Annotated in this window: 18 protein-coding genes; 11 read left to right on the forward strand and 7 right to left on the reverse strand. The window is 41.5% G+C overall.

The genetic code is table 11. The features are described from left to right. Positions 1-117: 117 nt before the first annotated feature. The 6 genes from P162_RS14675 to P162_RS14700 all read right to left on the reverse strand — a co-directional run bounded on the left by P162_RS14675 (position 118) and on the right by P162_RS14700 (position 5,704). On the reverse strand, positions 118-1,545 hold the full coding sequence (locus P162_RS14675; protein ID WP_031428422.1) for a bifunctional metallophosphatase/5'-nucleotidase: 1,428 nt from the start codon (positions 1,543-1,545) through the stop codon (positions 118-120). Positions 1,546-1,592: 47 nt separating this feature from the next. Next, positions 1,593-3,677 carry a protein-disulfide reductase DsbD family protein gene (locus P162_RS14680; RefSeq protein ID WP_051907937.1) on the reverse strand — a complete coding sequence of 695 codons (2,085 nt, stop codon included), beginning with the start codon at positions 3,675-3,677 and terminating at the stop codon, positions 1,593-1,595. Positions 3,678-3,751: 74 nt separating this feature from the next. Then, a complete protein-coding gene (locus P162_RS14685; RefSeq protein ID WP_241077786.1) occupies positions 3,752-4,324 on the reverse strand; it encodes a TlpA family protein disulfide reductase in 573 nt (190 codons plus the stop codon). Positions 4,325-4,430: 106 nt separating this feature from the next. Continuing rightward, positions 4,431-4,853 carry a sulfur reduction protein DsrE gene (locus tag P162_RS14690; RefSeq protein ID WP_031428426.1) on the reverse strand — a complete coding sequence of 141 codons (423 nt, stop codon included), beginning with the start codon at positions 4,851-4,853 and terminating at the stop codon, positions 4,431-4,433. Between the two features lie 6 nt (positions 4,854-4,859). After that, positions 4,860-5,258 (reverse strand): DoxX family protein, encoded by a 399-nt coding sequence (locus P162_RS14695; protein ID WP_031428428.1) that lies wholly within the window; start codon positions 5,256-5,258, stop codon positions 4,860-4,862. Positions 5,259-5,386: 128 nt separating this feature from the next. Continuing rightward, positions 5,387-5,704 (reverse strand): hypothetical protein, encoded by a 318-nt coding sequence (locus P162_RS14700; protein WP_031428429.1) that lies wholly within the window; start codon positions 5,702-5,704, stop codon positions 5,387-5,389. A 220-nt stretch (positions 5,705-5,924) separates the two neighbouring features. Here P162_RS14700 and P162_RS14705 point away from each other — a divergent pair, with 220 nt between their 5' ends. The 5 genes from P162_RS14705 (at position 5,925) to P162_RS14720 (ending at position 9,331) form a co-directional block, all read left to right on the forward strand. Then, positions 5,925-6,488 carry a YeeE/YedE family protein gene (locus P162_RS14705; protein ID WP_031428431.1) on the forward strand — a complete coding sequence of 188 codons (564 nt, stop codon included), beginning with the start codon at positions 5,925-5,927 and terminating at the stop codon, positions 6,486-6,488. Then, positions 6,485-6,898: a DUF6691 family protein gene (locus P162_RS14710; RefSeq protein WP_031428432.1), complete on the forward strand. Its 414-nt coding sequence runs from the start codon at positions 6,485-6,487 to the stop codon at positions 6,896-6,898. Before P162_RS14705 ends, P162_RS14710 begins: the two co-directional genes overlap by 4 nt. 188 nt (positions 6,899-7,086) lie before the next feature. Further along, positions 7,087-7,239, forward strand: a complete 153-nt coding sequence (locus tag P162_RS17740; RefSeq protein ID WP_164076268.1) for a hypothetical protein — start codon at positions 7,087-7,089, stop codon at positions 7,237-7,239. An 11-nt stretch (positions 7,240-7,250) separates the two neighbouring features. Continuing rightward, positions 7,251-7,637 carry a DUF302 domain-containing protein gene (locus P162_RS14715; RefSeq protein WP_031428433.1) on the forward strand — a complete coding sequence of 129 codons (387 nt, stop codon included), beginning with the start codon at positions 7,251-7,253 and terminating at the stop codon, positions 7,635-7,637. A gap of 44 nt (positions 7,638-7,681) precedes the next feature. Continuing rightward, complete coding sequence (locus P162_RS14720; protein ID WP_031428435.1) at positions 7,682-9,331, forward strand: multicopper oxidase family protein; 1,650 nt, start codon at positions 7,682-7,684, stop codon at positions 9,329-9,331. A gap of 441 nt (positions 9,332-9,772) precedes the next feature. Here P162_RS14720 and P162_RS17745 read toward each other — a convergent pair whose 3' ends face one another. After that, on the reverse strand, positions 9,773-9,922 hold the full coding sequence (locus P162_RS17745) for a hypothetical protein (RefSeq protein ID WP_164076269.1): 150 nt from the start codon (positions 9,920-9,922) through the stop codon (positions 9,773-9,775). Positions 9,923-10,600: 678 nt separating this feature from the next. Between P162_RS17745 and P162_RS14730 the strand changes: the two genes are divergently transcribed. From P162_RS14730 to P162_RS14755, 6 genes are all read left to right on the forward strand, one after another. Continuing rightward, complete coding sequence (locus tag P162_RS14730; RefSeq protein ID WP_031428437.1) at positions 10,601-10,957, forward strand: single-stranded DNA-binding protein; 357 nt, start codon at positions 10,601-10,603, stop codon at positions 10,955-10,957. 76 nt (positions 10,958-11,033) lie between these two features. Continuing rightward, a complete protein-coding gene (locus tag P162_RS14735) occupies positions 11,034-11,414 on the forward strand; it encodes a DUF6876 family protein (protein WP_031428439.1) in 381 nt (126 codons plus the stop codon). A 21-nt stretch (positions 11,415-11,435) separates the two neighbouring features. After that, complete coding sequence (locus P162_RS14740) at positions 11,436-11,633, forward strand: hypothetical protein (RefSeq protein ID WP_031428441.1); 198 nt, start codon at positions 11,436-11,438, stop codon at positions 11,631-11,633. Between the two features lie 433 nt (positions 11,634-12,066). Further along, the gene (locus tag P162_RS14745; protein WP_031428443.1) at positions 12,067-12,447 is read left to right on the forward strand and encodes a BfmA/BtgA family mobilization protein; all 381 of its coding nucleotides are present in this window, start codon (positions 12,067-12,069) and stop codon (positions 12,445-12,447) included. Between the two features lie 11 nt (positions 12,448-12,458). Next, positions 12,459-13,490 carry a MobB family relaxase gene (gene mobB, locus P162_RS14750; protein WP_031428444.1) on the forward strand — a complete coding sequence of 344 codons (1,032 nt, stop codon included), beginning with the start codon at positions 12,459-12,461 and terminating at the stop codon, positions 13,488-13,490. A 9-nt stretch (positions 13,491-13,499) separates the two neighbouring features. After that, positions 13,500-15,083: a type IV secretory system conjugative DNA transfer family protein gene (locus tag P162_RS14755; protein WP_031428446.1), complete on the forward strand. Its 1,584-nt coding sequence runs from the start codon at positions 13,500-13,502 to the stop codon at positions 15,081-15,083. The last annotated feature ends 2 nt before the right edge of the window (positions 15,084-15,085 follow it).

The raw sequence follows: 15,085 nt of genomic DNA on the forward strand, positions 1-15,085 counted from the left end.
CGGTAAAGCCTAAAACTTAAGACATTTGCCGAAAGATAGAATGATGAACATTCCATATACGTAAGATTTTACGGATATGACAGAATGTATCCTTCAATAATGGGGCATGAATCTTAACTATACCAGTCGAAAACTTTTTATAGTATCTGGACTGAATTCTGGGTTTTCCTTTAAATAAGTTTTCATAGCTTCAACAGCTTTTTGATTGTGCTTTTTTCGGTTTTTACCATATTTCTTTGAGACACCTTGCATTGTTACAAAACTAACTTTGTAGGTTTTATCCAAATTAAGATGAGAACCTTTATAGTAGATTTCCTGAATGCGATGTCCCTTTGGGTTTTCTATACGCATATTTATTTGTAATCCTAAAACACGTTTTGCATAGCCGCCCATCTGTTTAAGCGGATTGCTACAAAAAGTACGTTCAAGATTTTCCTCTAACATTTCCTTGATTTCTATACCCGTCAACTCAACCGTTGAAACAGGTGGATTCATTGGAGCGATATTGTAAAGGTCATTTTCAGTAATTTTTCCCACTGCAATAGGCGCACCGTAACGCCATCCATTTGAAAATGCAATATCAGTCTTTGTTATGTGTGCAATGGCCTTCAGGAGAAGATTATCCATTGTGGAATTTGTGGTATTATAACGATGTAATATCTCTTTGGTATGGCCTAAAGCAGTCGTACTAATTTCTTGATAGGGCTTTAAAGCTTTCTGAACTAACTTATCCATTTCAGTATTTTTCGGTACCGAATTATCCACTTTTATGAGCTCGTAATCATAGTTTTTAATTTTATTTTCTTCAAAAACAATAGTAAAATTACCTACAAATACACCGTGGCATCCACATTGCACAATACGTGCTCCGTTGACTTCAATTGGAGCATAAAGGCGATTATGGGTATGGGCACTCAAACAAATATCGATTCCATCTACTTTTTTCAGAAGTTCAACGTCCTGCGGAAAACCGTTATGCGAAAGCAGTACGATGATATCTGCTCCTTCTTTTTTTAATTGTTTAATATACTTGGGAAGCTCATCTATTCCCGTAGTAAATTTTAAACCTTCGCTCATTTTCTCCGGCATCACTTTATCTACAATCATTGCGCAGATGCCGATAACTCCTATTTTTACATCTTCTTTTTCAAATAGCGCTGTTGGTTGTAAGAAGTTGAAACCGTTCTCGGCAAAGACATTGCAGCCAAGTATCGGAAAATTCAACGCTTTGTTAATTTTTTGTAACTGTTCTGGACCATATCCAAAATCCCAATGTCCAACTAGAGCGTCGGGTTTTAACGCATTTAAAATGGGAATAATGGCTTCGCCTTTCGAATCCACTAAGGGTTTTGTTCCGTGCAGGGTATCGCCTCCATCAAGAAGAAGCGTGTTCGGGTTTTTTCTACGGATGTCTTCAACCAATCCTGCAATATGCGCATAACCGCCAGCTGTTTCCACTACCTCTCCGGTTTCATCGTAAAATAACTCGGGATGCGGTGCAAGGTATCCGTGCACGTCGTTTATAAATAATAGGTTCAGTTTCATAATTTGAATTTTTTTATACTCAAAATTTCAGTTGAAAATAGCCAGAATTAATTTACAGAAGAACTGAATTCTGCACCTTTTGAGTCACTACTCAAAAGAATTTGATTTGTGTTCCTACTTTCAAATTCTTCCAGCCCATTGTCCAAAAATTCAACAAAGTTGCCCACATCCAGATCATAGCCTTTTGGGTCACTTAACAGGGAACCTTTGGTATCGATCAACGTATAATACGGTTGGGCGTTGGCGTTGAGTTTCTGGATCATAAAATCGAGGTTCTGACCTCCCATGGTTTTTTTCACTCGATCATCGTAAGCGGAAACATACCATTCATCTTCAGGCAATTCGGTCTTTTCATCAACATAAAGAGCCACGACCACATAATCTTCTTTCAGTTTTTTCAATACTTTCGGGTCGGACCAAACAGCAGCTTCCATTTCGCGACAGTTTACACAGCCGTGACCGGTAAAGTCGATAAATAAAGGTTTGTGCTGTTTTTTGGCGCAGGCCAAAGCCTGTTCGTAATCAAAATAGCCCTGAATCCCATATGGTAGCTCCAGCAGGTTACCGTATTTTGGGGCACCGCATTCCGAAACTTCGGCCGTACTGTTTGAGACGGACGACACTAAGGGCGAGTTCAACACAAAATCCTGCGAACTTAATGGTGGCATATACCCGGCCAAGGCCTTTAAGGGTGCACCCAGCAAGCCGGGAATAAGATAGACCACAAAACTAAACACCAATAAGGCCGACATTACCCGTCCTACGGATGTGTTTTTTGGTTTCTGCTCGTGCGGGAATGTAATTTTTCCCAGAAGGTAGAACCCAAGAAAAGTGAATATAACAATCCATAAAGCAAGGTACACATCGCGGTTCAGGATCTCCCAATGATAGACTTGGTCCACAATGCTCAGGAATTTTAAGGCAAGTGCCAATTCTACAAAACCAAGCACGACCTTAACGGTATTCAGCCAACCACCACTTTTGGGCATAGACCTTAGCCAATTGGGAAAGATTGCGAAGAGGGTAAACGGCAAGGCAAAGGCCAACGAAAACCCGAACATTCCCACCAAGGGCTGTATGGTTTCTCCATCGGCAGCCTGCAAGAGAATGGTCCCTGCAATGGGGCCTGTACAGCTAAAACTTACCAAGACCAGCGTAAAGGCCATAAAGAAGATGCCCAACATCCCACCTTTATTGGACTGTGAATCCATTTTATTCACAAATTTATTTGGCAATCGTATTTCAAATAAACCAAAAAAGGAAAGCGCAAATAATACGAATATGGCAAAGAAAAACAGGTTTGGTATCCAATGCGTACTTAAAAAGTTAGCGAAATCTGCACCAAACAATACTGAAAATAAAGTGCCAACTATAGTGTAAATTGCTATAATGGAAACTCCGTACAAAATGGCCTGTGCAATTCCCTTTTGACGACTGGTATTCGATTTTGTGAAAAAGCTAACAGTCATTGGTATCATTGGGAAAACGCAGGGCGTCAGTAAGGCCACTAGACCTGCGCCAAATGATAAAAGGAAAAACGTCAACAAAAATGAAAAGCCCTGTCCTTCTTTCTCGGTGGTTTTAAATTCATTGTCAAAAGCCTCCAAGGCAATAGGTGTCGAAGCATCAGTATCGGTCTTGACAACATCCGATGGTTTTTTGGGAACATTCCCAAATACTGTAATATCACTTTTGAAAGGAATACATTGCCCATTTACATCTGAACATATTTGGTAAGATGCCATTGCCTTGATATTAGGACGCTCAGAATTGACTATAAACCGCTGTTTAAATTTTGCCTCTTTTGTGAAATAAGTGTATTCTCCCTCAAACAGCTCATCATATTTTTTCTTTTGTCCTATCGGTTCCAGACCACCCAATAGTTCAAATTGTTCACTATCGTTAAAATTGAATTCTGTGACTATTGGCCCAAGGTTAGGGTAGAAGTCGCTGGAATACATATACCAATCTTGCGGGATTTCGGCGGTAAAAAGTACGGTGATCGTATCGCCTGGGGCAATGCTTCTTTCTTGTACTTCCGCTTCCCATTCAGGTGCTTCCATCATTTGCGATTGCGCAATTTGGCTTACAAGCGCGATGATGAATACCAATACTAATTTTAGATATCGCATACTATGCTTTGGATTTTAAGTATTCCCAAAAGGGATGGATATCCATAAGGTTCCATCCCGTTTCATGAAAAATGCTACTGTAAACTTTTTAAGAATTTTTTGAAATCTGGGTCGCTATAATCGGCCATTCCCTTGTGGGTCAATGCCAAATTTCCTTCGGCATCGATAATAAAGGTAGTGGGAATTGCAGACGATTGATACATCGCTGGAAGGTTGCCGGCCGGTGCATAAATGGGCAGGTCGTATCCTTTACGTTTATCAAAAGCTTTTGCTTTTTCAAAATCCTGGTCTAGGGATAGCATTACAAAAGCGACTTCATCACCCATTTCTTCGTGCAATTTAGCGATGCTTGGCATTTCTGCTATGCACGGTGGACACCACGTGGCCCACATATTCATAAAGATGACCTTGCCTTTGAAATCTGCCAAGGACTTGGTATTGCCCTCCTTATCAATCAGTTTAAAGTTAAAATCTGCTTGGGAGGGATCTGGCATAGTTGCCGTTTCAGCTTTATTTTCGTTTTCATTCATCCTCGCTTGTGCAATTTCCTCCACATCGGGATTCATAAGGCCGGTGGCTAAAAGTCCGCGCTGGGCGAAACCGATTACCTCGGTGTGTAGACCAGTTGCGTAAAGCGTAATGGCCACTACTGCAAATATTCCATACTGAATCCAGGTTTTCTTTGAGCTCTTTTTTTTTTATTATTGTCCATTTTTGAATTGATTTTAATTTGTGAATATTTTGTTTTTAGCTTTATAAGCTTATGCTTTTATAGCCTTTTTTCTGGAGTTGAAAATTGTAGAGGATGCCGTTGTCCACGGTTTTCATTTCTTTAGGTACCTTCGTGGTATCTATCTTAAACTTCTTAAGGGAAAATCCACAGGCCACCAATTTAACCCCCAGTTTTTCGGCTTTTTGGATAAACTTGTTCATTTTGGACGGATTCGTAATGTCCCCGATTTTCTTGCCGCAGATGATGACCTGAAAATCTCCAAAGGCATCCCCATCTTCTTTTTTGAGGGCTTCTGCCGTTAATAAAATGGGTTGTAACTGGGGTACTTTTTTGGTGAGCACCACATAGTTGTTTTTACTGTTATTCATTTGCTGCGCCTGCATATTAGCTGCGCTAAACAAGGTGAGCATTAATAAAACTGAACTAAAAATGTATGTTTTCATGTTGATTTATTTTAAAAGGTTATTGGTGTCGTTCAATATAAAAAAGAGAAGTCCACCTAAAATTGCTATGTTCTTAAATAACGGTCCAAGAGTGGTAATCTGCCCTACCTGAACCGTTAAGGTAATGGGGATCAAAACCGCCATCAAGATTATTGCCGCCCATTTGGTCTTGTACCCAATCAGGAATAAAAACCCCGCTGCAAGCATTACGATACCAGATAGAATAATAAGCCACTGCGGTTCGCCAAAAAAATGGGCGATACCCTTAAAGCTTGCTTGTTCTATGCGTTGGGCGGTTTTTTCTACATGGAGCAAGTGATTAAAACCCGCTACGAGAAATATGCCGCTCACCAATATTCGCAACAATTGTATGGAACGACGGCTGATCAAAATTTTGGTCGCCATTGTAAAAAATGTAAAAAATGAATGTTTGATTTTGTGCGGTGTCTTTCCGTAATAGTCCATTCGGCCGTATTTCTTTGGAACAAAGAACGACTACGGAAGCACCGACTTTAAGCTTTCTAAAATAAGGGTTAGGCCAAACGAGGAGGTGGGGAGGCGTTATCTAAGTATAGATAACTCAATCTGGAAGAGAAATGTTCGTTAAAAACTACAGTAGGTCCAGCAAAATTAGTTTCCCACGAGAACAGCTCTAATTGAAACTGAGAAGTACAAAAGCCGTTTAATGCTATGACTTGTGAAGCTGATATATCAGTTTGAGAAAAATCGGCAGTTTTTTTTGACTGTTTTGGTGGATTTTCCTTTTTACAGTGCGGGTTTACGAAAGAAATGTCACTTCCGCTGAACAGGATGTTCAACCCATCTGCATCTATGGCAGCAAATTTCGCCATAAAGATGAATGTCAATAGTACAGCTATGTAAGTTTTAGTTTTCACGATTGGCACAAAAATAAGGGAAAGAATACGTTTTATGTGTAACTTTTGTTACGCAAGCCTGTTAAAGTTATTCTAATAGCACTTTTAGAACCTACACAGAAAAATTACATTTCTATTGTAACAAATGTTACTGTCCTCAATTCAGAAAAATATCATATTTGCACAAAACAAATATATGGACTTGATTTATGAACCTTGGCCTTGGTATGTTGCCGGGCCCTTGATTGCCCTGACAATGTTCATCCTGTTGTTTTTGGGAAAACAGTTTGGAATGTCCTCAAACCTACGGACGATGTGTTCCATAGGAGGCGCGGGTAAGGCTGCGGAATTTTTTAAATTAGATTGGAAAAAGGAACGCTGGAACCTTATGGTTGTTTTGGGGGCGGTAATTGGCGGCTTTTTGGCTTCGCACTATATGTCCAATAATACGGTGGAAATAAACCCCAAAGTCGCCCGGCAGCTTTCTCAGGATTATGGCATCGATAGTGCCGGCAGAGCCTATATGCCGCCCAAACTTTTTGCTACAGAAAATCTTGGAGACCCCTTTGTATTGGGCATATTGCTTTTAGGAGGTTTGCTGGTGGGTTTTGGCGCACGCTATGCTGGCGGCTGTACTTCCGGCCACGCGATTTCTGGATTGAGTAACCTTCAGCTTCCTTCCTTAATTGCGGTTATAGGGTTCTTTATAGGAGGCCTTGTAATGATTCACTTTTTATTCCCATTAATTTTCACAGTATGAAATATATAGCTTATTTGTCCACGGGTATTTTATTCGGGATTGTAATGTACAAGTCTGAAGCGGCTTCGTGGTTTAGAATTTACGAGATGTTTCAGTTTGGCTCGTTCCATATGTACGGTATTATTGGTTCGGCCTTAGTTTTGGGCATAATCGGAGTTCAGATTATAAAACACAGGGACATCAAAGCTTTCGGAAATCAGGAAATGCAATTGAATCCGAAGAAAAAGAGCATAGCACGCTATTTGATTGGCGGTATCATTTTTGGATTGGGATGGGCTTTGGCGGGGGCCTGTCCAGGACCTATGTATGTGCTGGCCGGTGCGGGCTACCTTTCTATATTGGTAGTCATCGCCGGAGCTTTGCTGGGAACCTTTCTGTATGGAGTTTTGAAGGGAAAACTACCGCATTGACGCATTTATTTTACATAATTTTAAGGCGCTGGCAATCTTTTTTAAATTTTGATCCCGTATTTTTAGTCAAATTAAAATCAATATATTATGATGTTTCTTTGGATTATCATCGTACTTTTTTTTGGATATCTCCTTTGGAAATTCATCAATAAGAACAAATAAATCATTTTTAACCAAAAACCAAACACATGAACTACTTGAGAAAAATTTCGGCAATCAGCTTAATGATGTTACTTACACTCGCTACCCTTTCCTGTAGGGACACCAAAAATAACAATGACCATATGGATGGGGATCACATGGAAAATAGTGATAATAACATGATGGATGACAACAATTAAAAATTTTTGATATGAACTATTATTTCAGTAAAACCATAGCGTCAGGTTTTGATACAGCCGTAGAAAAAACCACCCAAGCACTTAAAAAGGAAGGGTTCGGTATCTTGACGGAAATCGATATCAAGGCTACCCTCAAAAAGAAACTGGACGTCGATTTTAAAAAGTACACCATCTTGGGGGCCTGCAACCCCCCTTATGCCCACAAAGCCTTACTGGCCGAAGATAAAATCGGGACCATGCTCCCCTGCAACGTCATTGTGCAAGAAGTGGAAGAAGGAAAGACCGAGGTTGCCGCGGTGAACCCGCTGGCCTCGATGCAAGCGGTGGACAATGCGACCCTGAAGGAAATTGCAACCGAAATCACGGAGAAATTGAAAAGCGCCATTGAAAGTCTGTAGCAGAATGAAGCCAACAAAAGGAATCTTTTATCAAAACCAATGAAATGGAGAAGATCGAGCGCAGAAAATTTATAAAACTAGGCGGGGCTGCTACGGTTTTGACGCTTAGCTGGCCATTGTTATCCTCCTGTACAGAAGGGGCCACGGATAAAAAACCGTTAAAGGCCAATCCAGGTTTCAATCCGGATATAGAGATCGAACTCACCGCAAAGGAAAACAGGCTTCCGTTTTTTCCAAATGGGGATACCGGTTTTTGGAGTTTTGAAAGTAAACTTATCAAAGGGGAAACTTCTGTTCTCCAAAAGATTGAAAATAGCTACCTCGGGCCGGTAATAAGGGCACGAAAAGGCCAAAAAATCCGTATCCACTTTAAGAACGAACTCCCCGAAGAGAGCATCGTGCACTGGCACGGGATGCACGTCCCCCAGGTATATGATGGGCATCCCACCGATGTCATCACCAATGGGCAGACGTATGTCTATGAATTTGAAATCATGAACTGTGCCGGCACCTATTGGTTCCACCCCCACCCCCACGGGCGTACAGGGCCACAGGTGTATAACGGTCTTGCCGGGATGTTCATAGTAACCGATGAAGAAGAGGAAAAGTTAAACCTTCCCACCGGGGAATTTGATGTTCCCGTGGTCATACAGGACCGCACCTTTGATGCAGATGGTCAACTGGTCTATCTAGATGGTGGTGGCGGGATGCAAGGTAAAATGCGTGGGTTCCTTGGGGAACAAATTGTTATAAACGGCAAGAACGACAGCTCACTTTCTTTAAAATCCGGTTGCCGCTATAGACTAAGGTTATTAAATGGGTCGAATTCCCGTTTTTATAAACTGGGGTGGGAAGACGGTACGCCCCTGACCGTTATCGGGATCGACGGCAGTCTTTTGGACAAACCAAAAACTATGCCCTACGCGATGCTTGCCGTGGCAAAACGCCTTGATCTGTGGGTAGATCTGACAGACCGTCCCGTGGGGACCGAAATGAAATTGAAAAGTCTGCCGTTTTCTGCAGGGATGATGGGCGGGGGAATGATGGATGGAGGAATGATGGGCGGTAATGAAAAGGCACTGCCCCTAGGTGGTGCGTATGCGCTTTTCAGCATCAAGGTAGATCAAGAGGGCACAGATGATTTTGCGTTGCCCGCCCAACTGGCACCTTTCAATATGCTGGCCGCTTCCTCGGCAATTAATGAGCAAAACCCGCGGAACTTTAAATTCTTTATGGAGCGCATGAAGTGGACCATTAACGGGAATACTTGGGAACCAAGGGAAGCTACAGATCGGGAAACCGTAAAATTGGATACCACAGAAATCTGGGAACTCGTGAATTCCGGTGGAGGTATGATGGGTGGCGGGGGCATGATGGGAAATGGTGGGATGATGGGCGGAAAAGATGAAGGTGGCGGCATGGGGAATATGATGCAGATGCCACACCCCATCCATATCCATCAGGTTCAGTTCAATATTCTGGAACGGGATACCTCTGCAATGGATGCCACGGTCTGGAATTCCATCAAGGAAGGTTTTATCGATGGGGGATGGCAGGACACGGTGCTGGTAATGCCGGGAATGAAAATCAAGATCATCATGCGTTTTGAGGATTTTAAAGGCCTTTTCGTTTACCACTGCCACAATCTGGAGCACGAGGATATGGGGATGATGAGGAATTATAGCATTACTTGATTGCATTTTTTTGGGATTCGTAAAGCTTCCCTCAGAAAACACCGAGAACAAATCTTAAATGATAACTTTCAGATCTGGATGCACAACAAAAAATCGAAACTCCAGCAGTGTCCGGAATTGGGTTTTTGTTGATTGTTTGGGCATTTCAAGTGCTTAAATAATAGATTTATATTTTTGAGAAAATCTTGTTTAAGAGAAACTGATTTTAAATATCCCCCTCAGCCCATTCCCCTCCATTTCGCAGAAAAAGCTGCATTCCGGGAAAAACGCTTCATTACAAAGGTTTTGGACCCAACTCCAAAGCTTCCGATTTCCATTCCACTCGTCCGCCTATTCCCGAGAAAGGTCGGGAAGCAGCCAAACTCCATTCCCATCTACAGCTTTGAAGTCAAGTCCGCTTTAAATCCTACTTCAAAGGATAAACTGTTTTTCATAACCCACTCAGCCCATTCCCCTGCATTCCGCAGAAAAAGCTCCATTTCGGGAAAAGCGCTTCATTACAGAGGTCTTGGACACAACTCCAAAGCTTCCGATTTCCATTCCACTTGCCCACCCATTCCCGGGAAAAACCGGGAAGCGGCCAAACTCCATTTCAATCTACAGCTTTGAAATTAAGTCCGCTTTAAATCCTACTTCAAGAGGATTATCCTTTTACATAACCCGGTCAGCACATTGCCGCTCCATTCCGCGCCCGCCTGCCGAAGGGGCAGGAATCGCTCCATTCCGGGCAAAGAGCTTTCCTACATAGGTCTTGGACACCATCCCCGATTGCTATTTTCCATTCCGTTTGCCCTTCCCGCGCTGCCGGGAAGCGCACACCATTCCAATACGAAATCGTGAACGAAGTCCGCCAAATCGGAATTCCATTTAATTATTTAGTCCCGCTTCCTATGTTTTCATACTTCACAAAAGGCATTTAGACCTACTCCCGCACCGCCGCTGTCCCTACCCTTTTTTTGTAAGCAAAATACCAACATTCGGAAGTTAAACGGAGTGCATAACCGGTCGTGCCTCCCTTTTATAACTCCTTATTAATTCCAAATATTGAAAATGTATCAGCAACAAAAAAGGTAACAGCGGACGGCTTTATGGGAAGTAAATCTAAACGGAATAGTATGAAATCTTACAAAAACATCAAAAAGGAAGTGGGACTAAAAAAACAAAAAAAGGAAAACGCTCTGGATATAATAAGTAAATCACTTCAAAAAATATAAACGCAAACTGCCTGAATGGTTCGGGTAGCCTTAATTAATCTTTAATTCTTTTATTATGAACACTTTAAAAAATCACGTACAGTTAATCGGAAACGTTGGCCAAGAGCCACAAATCACAAACCTTGAAAGCGGTAAAAAAGTAGCCCGTCTTTCACTCGCCACGAACGAGTATTACAAAAATAGCGAGGGCGAAAAAGTCCAAAATACCGAATGGCACACAATTGTAGCCTGGGGCAAAACTGCCGAAATCATCGAGAAGTATGCCGGAAAGGGCAAGGAAATCGGGGTAACCGGGAAATTGAAATCCCGAAGCTACGAGGACAAGGACGGTATCAAAAGGTACGTTACCGAAGTGGAAGCCAACGAAATCCTTTTGTTGGGAACTAAGAACGGCAACAATTCAGCCGACTAATCTAAAATTAAAGAGGGCGTAACCGTCTAAAGATGCGCCCTCTTTTTCATTATCCATTAATTAAAATTAGATAACAATGAAAGCACAAGTTAACGAAATCAAAGAGGGATTACAACATTTTCACGGTTCAGAAACCATATTCCAAATCCCATTATTAAGAACCCGTTACACCAACGGGCTGAAATATTTGGCGGAAGCTGCCGAATGTTTTTGGTTGATTACCGATACCTCAATAATCGCAAAAAGTCTTATGAACCGAAGCAAGTTCATAACCATCGACTTCAAGAGATTGTCCGAGGATAAACAGGATTTTACGGGCTACGAAGCTGAAATAATCTACACGGATGGGAATGATAACCTACTCCAAAAAAATGGGTATCGAGCAACCGATTTTCCGCTTGATGAACTGCGGTTGTTTTTTGTAAATAATACGCTGATGTTACCGAGCGAATATTAACCCCTTCAAAACCTAAAAATTATGATCTATCTAAATTTTTCAGACCTGAACGGGGAGACCCAAGAACGCCTTTTGGAAAGTTCAAAAAAGGACGTTGAGCATAAATTTGGCGATGATATTCGAAACTATGCAAAGGAACATTGCACCAATTTTGAGGTGATGATTGAAGAGGAAGCACTTCGGAATCTATACAGTTATACCTATGTGTTTAATATCTGAAATTATCCAAATAGGAACGGAAAGACCTTTGAATTTTCAGAGGTCTTTTTTTGCTAAAACAAATCCATTTCAATAAAAATCATTATCTTTATTCCGCTGAAATTCAGCATTCAATTTTACGCAGGGGTATCCATTTTTTGACTTTCGCCGATAACCCTGCCCATCGAAAAATTACATAACGGGAAATCTTTTCCCTGAAATTGGCAATTGGCTTTTAGGCCAAATTGTACGAAATTTTTGTCACGCTCTGGCGTGACGAAAAGGAGTAGCAAGAGGGTAACACGCGATGCGATGTTAAGTACTCCTTTTCCTTTTTAATCATCTGATTTTTAAATACTTAAAAATTATTCGATTATTTAGATTTCTACAATTTGCGACAAACGCCCTGTGAGCGCCCATTTTTAGGGAAGGATTTGCGACAAATCGGCGAATTATGGACACATTTATCGGCATTAGATTCAAAAAGGAAACGGCGAAACGTTTTCAGCAATTTTCAAGAACTCATTTCAAGTCGCACACCGAAGCAATGGCTGTGATGCTCGATTTTTTCTTCTACAACGAAATATCCCCACGGGAAAAACTGGGCCCTACCGGAAGGACGATCGAGGCCAATTTAAAGAAACGGATCAATGCGGTAATCGCCATAATGAGGGATATGGAAAAGACTCAAACCAAACCCACCGTGGCGATGATCGAATCCCTTTTTCAGACCGAAGCACCGACAAAGAAACCTTTGATTTTAGAAAAGAAGTATGCAGAGGAAAAGCCGAAAATAAGATTTCAGGAAAAGAAAAATCGCAACAACGAACTTTAAATATTTGAGCTATGTATATCACGATCACACCTCAAAAATTGGGCGGGAACTACTCCCAAAGTTCGGCAGATTTTGTGGGCTATTTGGAAAAGGAAAATCAAGGTTTGGAACAAGAAAGTATGGAACACTTTTTCAATCAATATGGCGATAAAATTTCCGCCGAAGAAGTCGTAAAGGATATTGATGGAAACGGTGCCAAACTGAAAAAGAAAGAGCCAAAATTCTATTCGATTACGGTCAGCCCTTCTAAATATGAATTGAACCGATTACAGAAAAGTAGTGAAGATTTGAAAAACTACACTCGCGAGCTGATGAAGGATTATGTGGCATCATTCAACCGGGAAATCAATGGGCGACCCGTCACCATCGATAACATTAAATACTATGCGAAAATTGAGCACCAACGAACCTTTAAGGGAACGGACAAACAGATCAAGGAAAACCAACCCTTTGCCACCAAAATATTGCACCTAAAAAATGAGATCCGAAGTATTGATAATGGTTCGATGAAAGGAAGTACCAAGAAACGGGAAAGGGAAATCGCAAAATTAGAAAAGCAAGCCCCGCACCAACAAGATGGAAAACGGATTGTCCAGGGAATGCCAAAGGCCGGAAGCCAAAGCCATATCCACATTATCGTGAGCCGGAAAGACGCTTCCAATTCGTACAGCCTTTCGCCCGGGAGCAAATACAAAGCTTCCGATGTCGAGATGAACGGCAAGAATGTCAAACGGGGCTTTGACCGGGACAGGTTTTTTGAAAATGCCGAAAAGACCTTCGACAAGACTTTTGGCTATCAAAGGAATTTTGCAGAAACCTATAAGGCCCGGAAGGATTTTATCAAAAACCCTAAAATCTACTTTGCCTCATTGATGAAACTGCCCACCAACGAAAAGGCAATCGCTTTCAAGTTGATGCGGGAAACGGGCATCCCGATAATACCCAGCATCCCGACCAATCAGGCACAGCTTGCCCTAAAAGTTTTCAACAAGCTGCGCAAAGGTTTGGACGTGGCTATCAAATCAAGTTCAATCGGTATTTAATTCAAGACAATGGAAATAGAAAGTCTTTTTACGGTAATCTCGGTTATTGGCTTGACCAGTTTATTATTTTATTCATTTTTCAGAATCAGTCGGTATGCGTTCGCGCTGAATATATTGCTAATCGCAGTTTTCATTTATTATCTTTCTGAAGATAATCGGTTGATATTGACCCTACTTTATTTAGGTTGTCCGCTGATACTAATTAATACAGGATTGTACGTTTTTTTGCACAAACCAGACGAACCTAAAAATAGCGATAGCAAGTACCGTGTAAGTTTTACAACGAGCAAGGGAAGTTTTACATTAGAAAATGTAAAACGTGGGGCATCCATCATAGGATCTGCCGGAAGCGGAAAGACCGAAAGTGTGGTATATGGTTTTCTGAAGCATTTCCAAAAAGAGGGCTTTTGCGGGATCATTCACGACTATAAGGATTTTGAACTGACGGAAATGGCGTATCCGCTTTTTAAGAACGGTGATATCCCTTTTAAGGTTATTTCCTTTGATAAAATTATTCATAGGGTAAATCCTATTGCCCCACGCTATTTAGAGAACGAGGAAAGCGTAAACGAGGTTTCGAGGGTATTGATCGAGAATTTGTTGGAGCAACGGGAATCCGGTACGAGTGGCACGACCAAATTTTTCAATGATGCCGCCGAAGGATTGATTGGCGGACTGATCTGGAAGCCGAAAACCTCGTACCCAAAATTCTGTACCCTGCCGCATCTAATTGCCATTTATCAATATTTGGATACGAACAGCCTAATCCAGTTTTTGGAAACCAATACGACATCACGGGCAATGGCAGATGCCTTTATCAGCGGTAAGGATTCTGAACGGCAGACCGCCGGGGTTAAAAGTACCTTGGCCAATGCGCTAAAACGGATAAGCACCCAACGCATCTTTATGGCCTTATCTGCGGATGAAGTGCCACTCAATATAAATAGTTCTGAAAATCCAACTGTGATTTCGGTGGTAAACAATCCCAAATTTGAAACTTCTTATTCGCCTGTTATTGCAACCATTATCCATACGATCACCAAACAAATGAGTGTGCGGAATTCCAAACCTTCTTTCCTGTTGATGGAAGAGGCACCAACAATAAGATTGTTAAATATGCACCGTATTCCGGCAACTTTGCGGAGTTATGACATCGCAACCATCTACGTGATGCAGGATAAGATTCAGAACGATATGATGTACGGCGATAAAGCGAGCAAGGCAATTTTGAGTAACCTTTCCTATCAATTTTTCGGCAAGGTAAACGATCCTGATACAGCCAAATACTACGAACGCTTTTTTGAAATTATTAAAGACCCGACCAAAAGCGTGAGCCGTGGCCATAATTTGGATTTTGATACAAGAGTTACGACTGGAGAAAAAGAAATCCCTAAAATCAGGGCTGATGTTTTCTTTCGCTTGAAGCAGGGCGAATTTATTACCTATGCAGACGGGAAGGATAAAAAGGTTCAATTTAAATTGCAGCAAATTCAGAGGAGGCTTCCCGAGGAATCAAAGCAATTTACCCAAGCTGATTTAGAGGCTAATTTTGAACGAGTTTATGAAGAGGCGAAGTCTATATTCAAAAATTAAAT

The sequence above is a fragment of the Flavimarina sp. Hel_I_48 genome (assembly GCF_000733945.1).
Classification (GTDB): Bacteria; Bacteroidota; Bacteroidia; order Flavobacteriales; family Flavobacteriaceae; genus Leeuwenhoekiella.

Coding starts and splice junctions, on each gene's coding strand:
- P162_RS14675 (WP_031428422.1), bottom strand. CDS start 1,545: ATGAAACTGAACCTATTATTTATAAACGACGTGCACGGATACCTTGCA.
- P162_RS14680 (WP_051907937.1), bottom strand. CDS start 3,677: ATGCGATATCTAAAATTAGTATTGGTATTCATCATCGCGCTTGTAAGC.
- P162_RS14690 (WP_031428426.1), bottom strand. CDS start 4,853: ATGAAAACATACATTTTTAGTTCAGTTTTATTAATGCTCACCTTGTTT.
- P162_RS14695 (WP_031428428.1), bottom strand. CDS start 5,258: ATGGCGACCAAAATTTTGATCAGCCGTCGTTCCATACAATTGTTGCGA.
- P162_RS14700 (WP_031428429.1), bottom strand. CDS start 5,704: ATGGCGAAATTTGCTGCCATAGATGCAGATGGGTTGAACATCCTGTTC.
- P162_RS14705 (WP_031428431.1), top strand. CDS start 5,925: ATGGACTTGATTTATGAACCTTGGCCTTGGTATGTTGCCGGGCCCTTG.
- P162_RS14710 (WP_031428432.1), top strand. CDS start 6,485: ATGAAATATATAGCTTATTTGTCCACGGGTATTTTATTCGGGATTGTA.
- P162_RS17740 (WP_164076268.1), top strand. CDS start 7,087: ATGAACTACTTGAGAAAAATTTCGGCAATCAGCTTAATGATGTTACTT.
- P162_RS14715 (WP_031428433.1), top strand. CDS start 7,251: ATGAACTATTATTTCAGTAAAACCATAGCGTCAGGTTTTGATACAGCC.
- P162_RS14720 (WP_031428435.1), top strand. CDS start 7,682: ATGGAGAAGATCGAGCGCAGAAAATTTATAAAACTAGGCGGGGCTGCT.
- P162_RS17745 (WP_164076269.1), bottom strand. CDS start 9,922: ATGGAGTTTGGCCGCTTCCCGGTTTTTCCCGGGAATGGGTGGGCAAGT.
- P162_RS14730 (WP_031428437.1), top strand. CDS start 10,601: ATGAACACTTTAAAAAATCACGTACAGTTAATCGGAAACGTTGGCCAA.
- P162_RS14735 (WP_031428439.1), top strand. CDS start 11,034: ATGAAAGCACAAGTTAACGAAATCAAAGAGGGATTACAACATTTTCAC.
- P162_RS14740 (WP_031428441.1), top strand. CDS start 11,436: ATGATCTATCTAAATTTTTCAGACCTGAACGGGGAGACCCAAGAACGC.
- P162_RS14745 (WP_031428443.1), top strand. CDS start 12,067: ATGGACACATTTATCGGCATTAGATTCAAAAAGGAAACGGCGAAACGT.
- mobB (WP_031428444.1), top strand. CDS start 12,459: ATGTATATCACGATCACACCTCAAAAATTGGGCGGGAACTACTCCCAA.
- P162_RS14755 (WP_031428446.1), top strand. CDS start 13,500: ATGGAAATAGAAAGTCTTTTTACGGTAATCTCGGTTATTGGCTTGACC.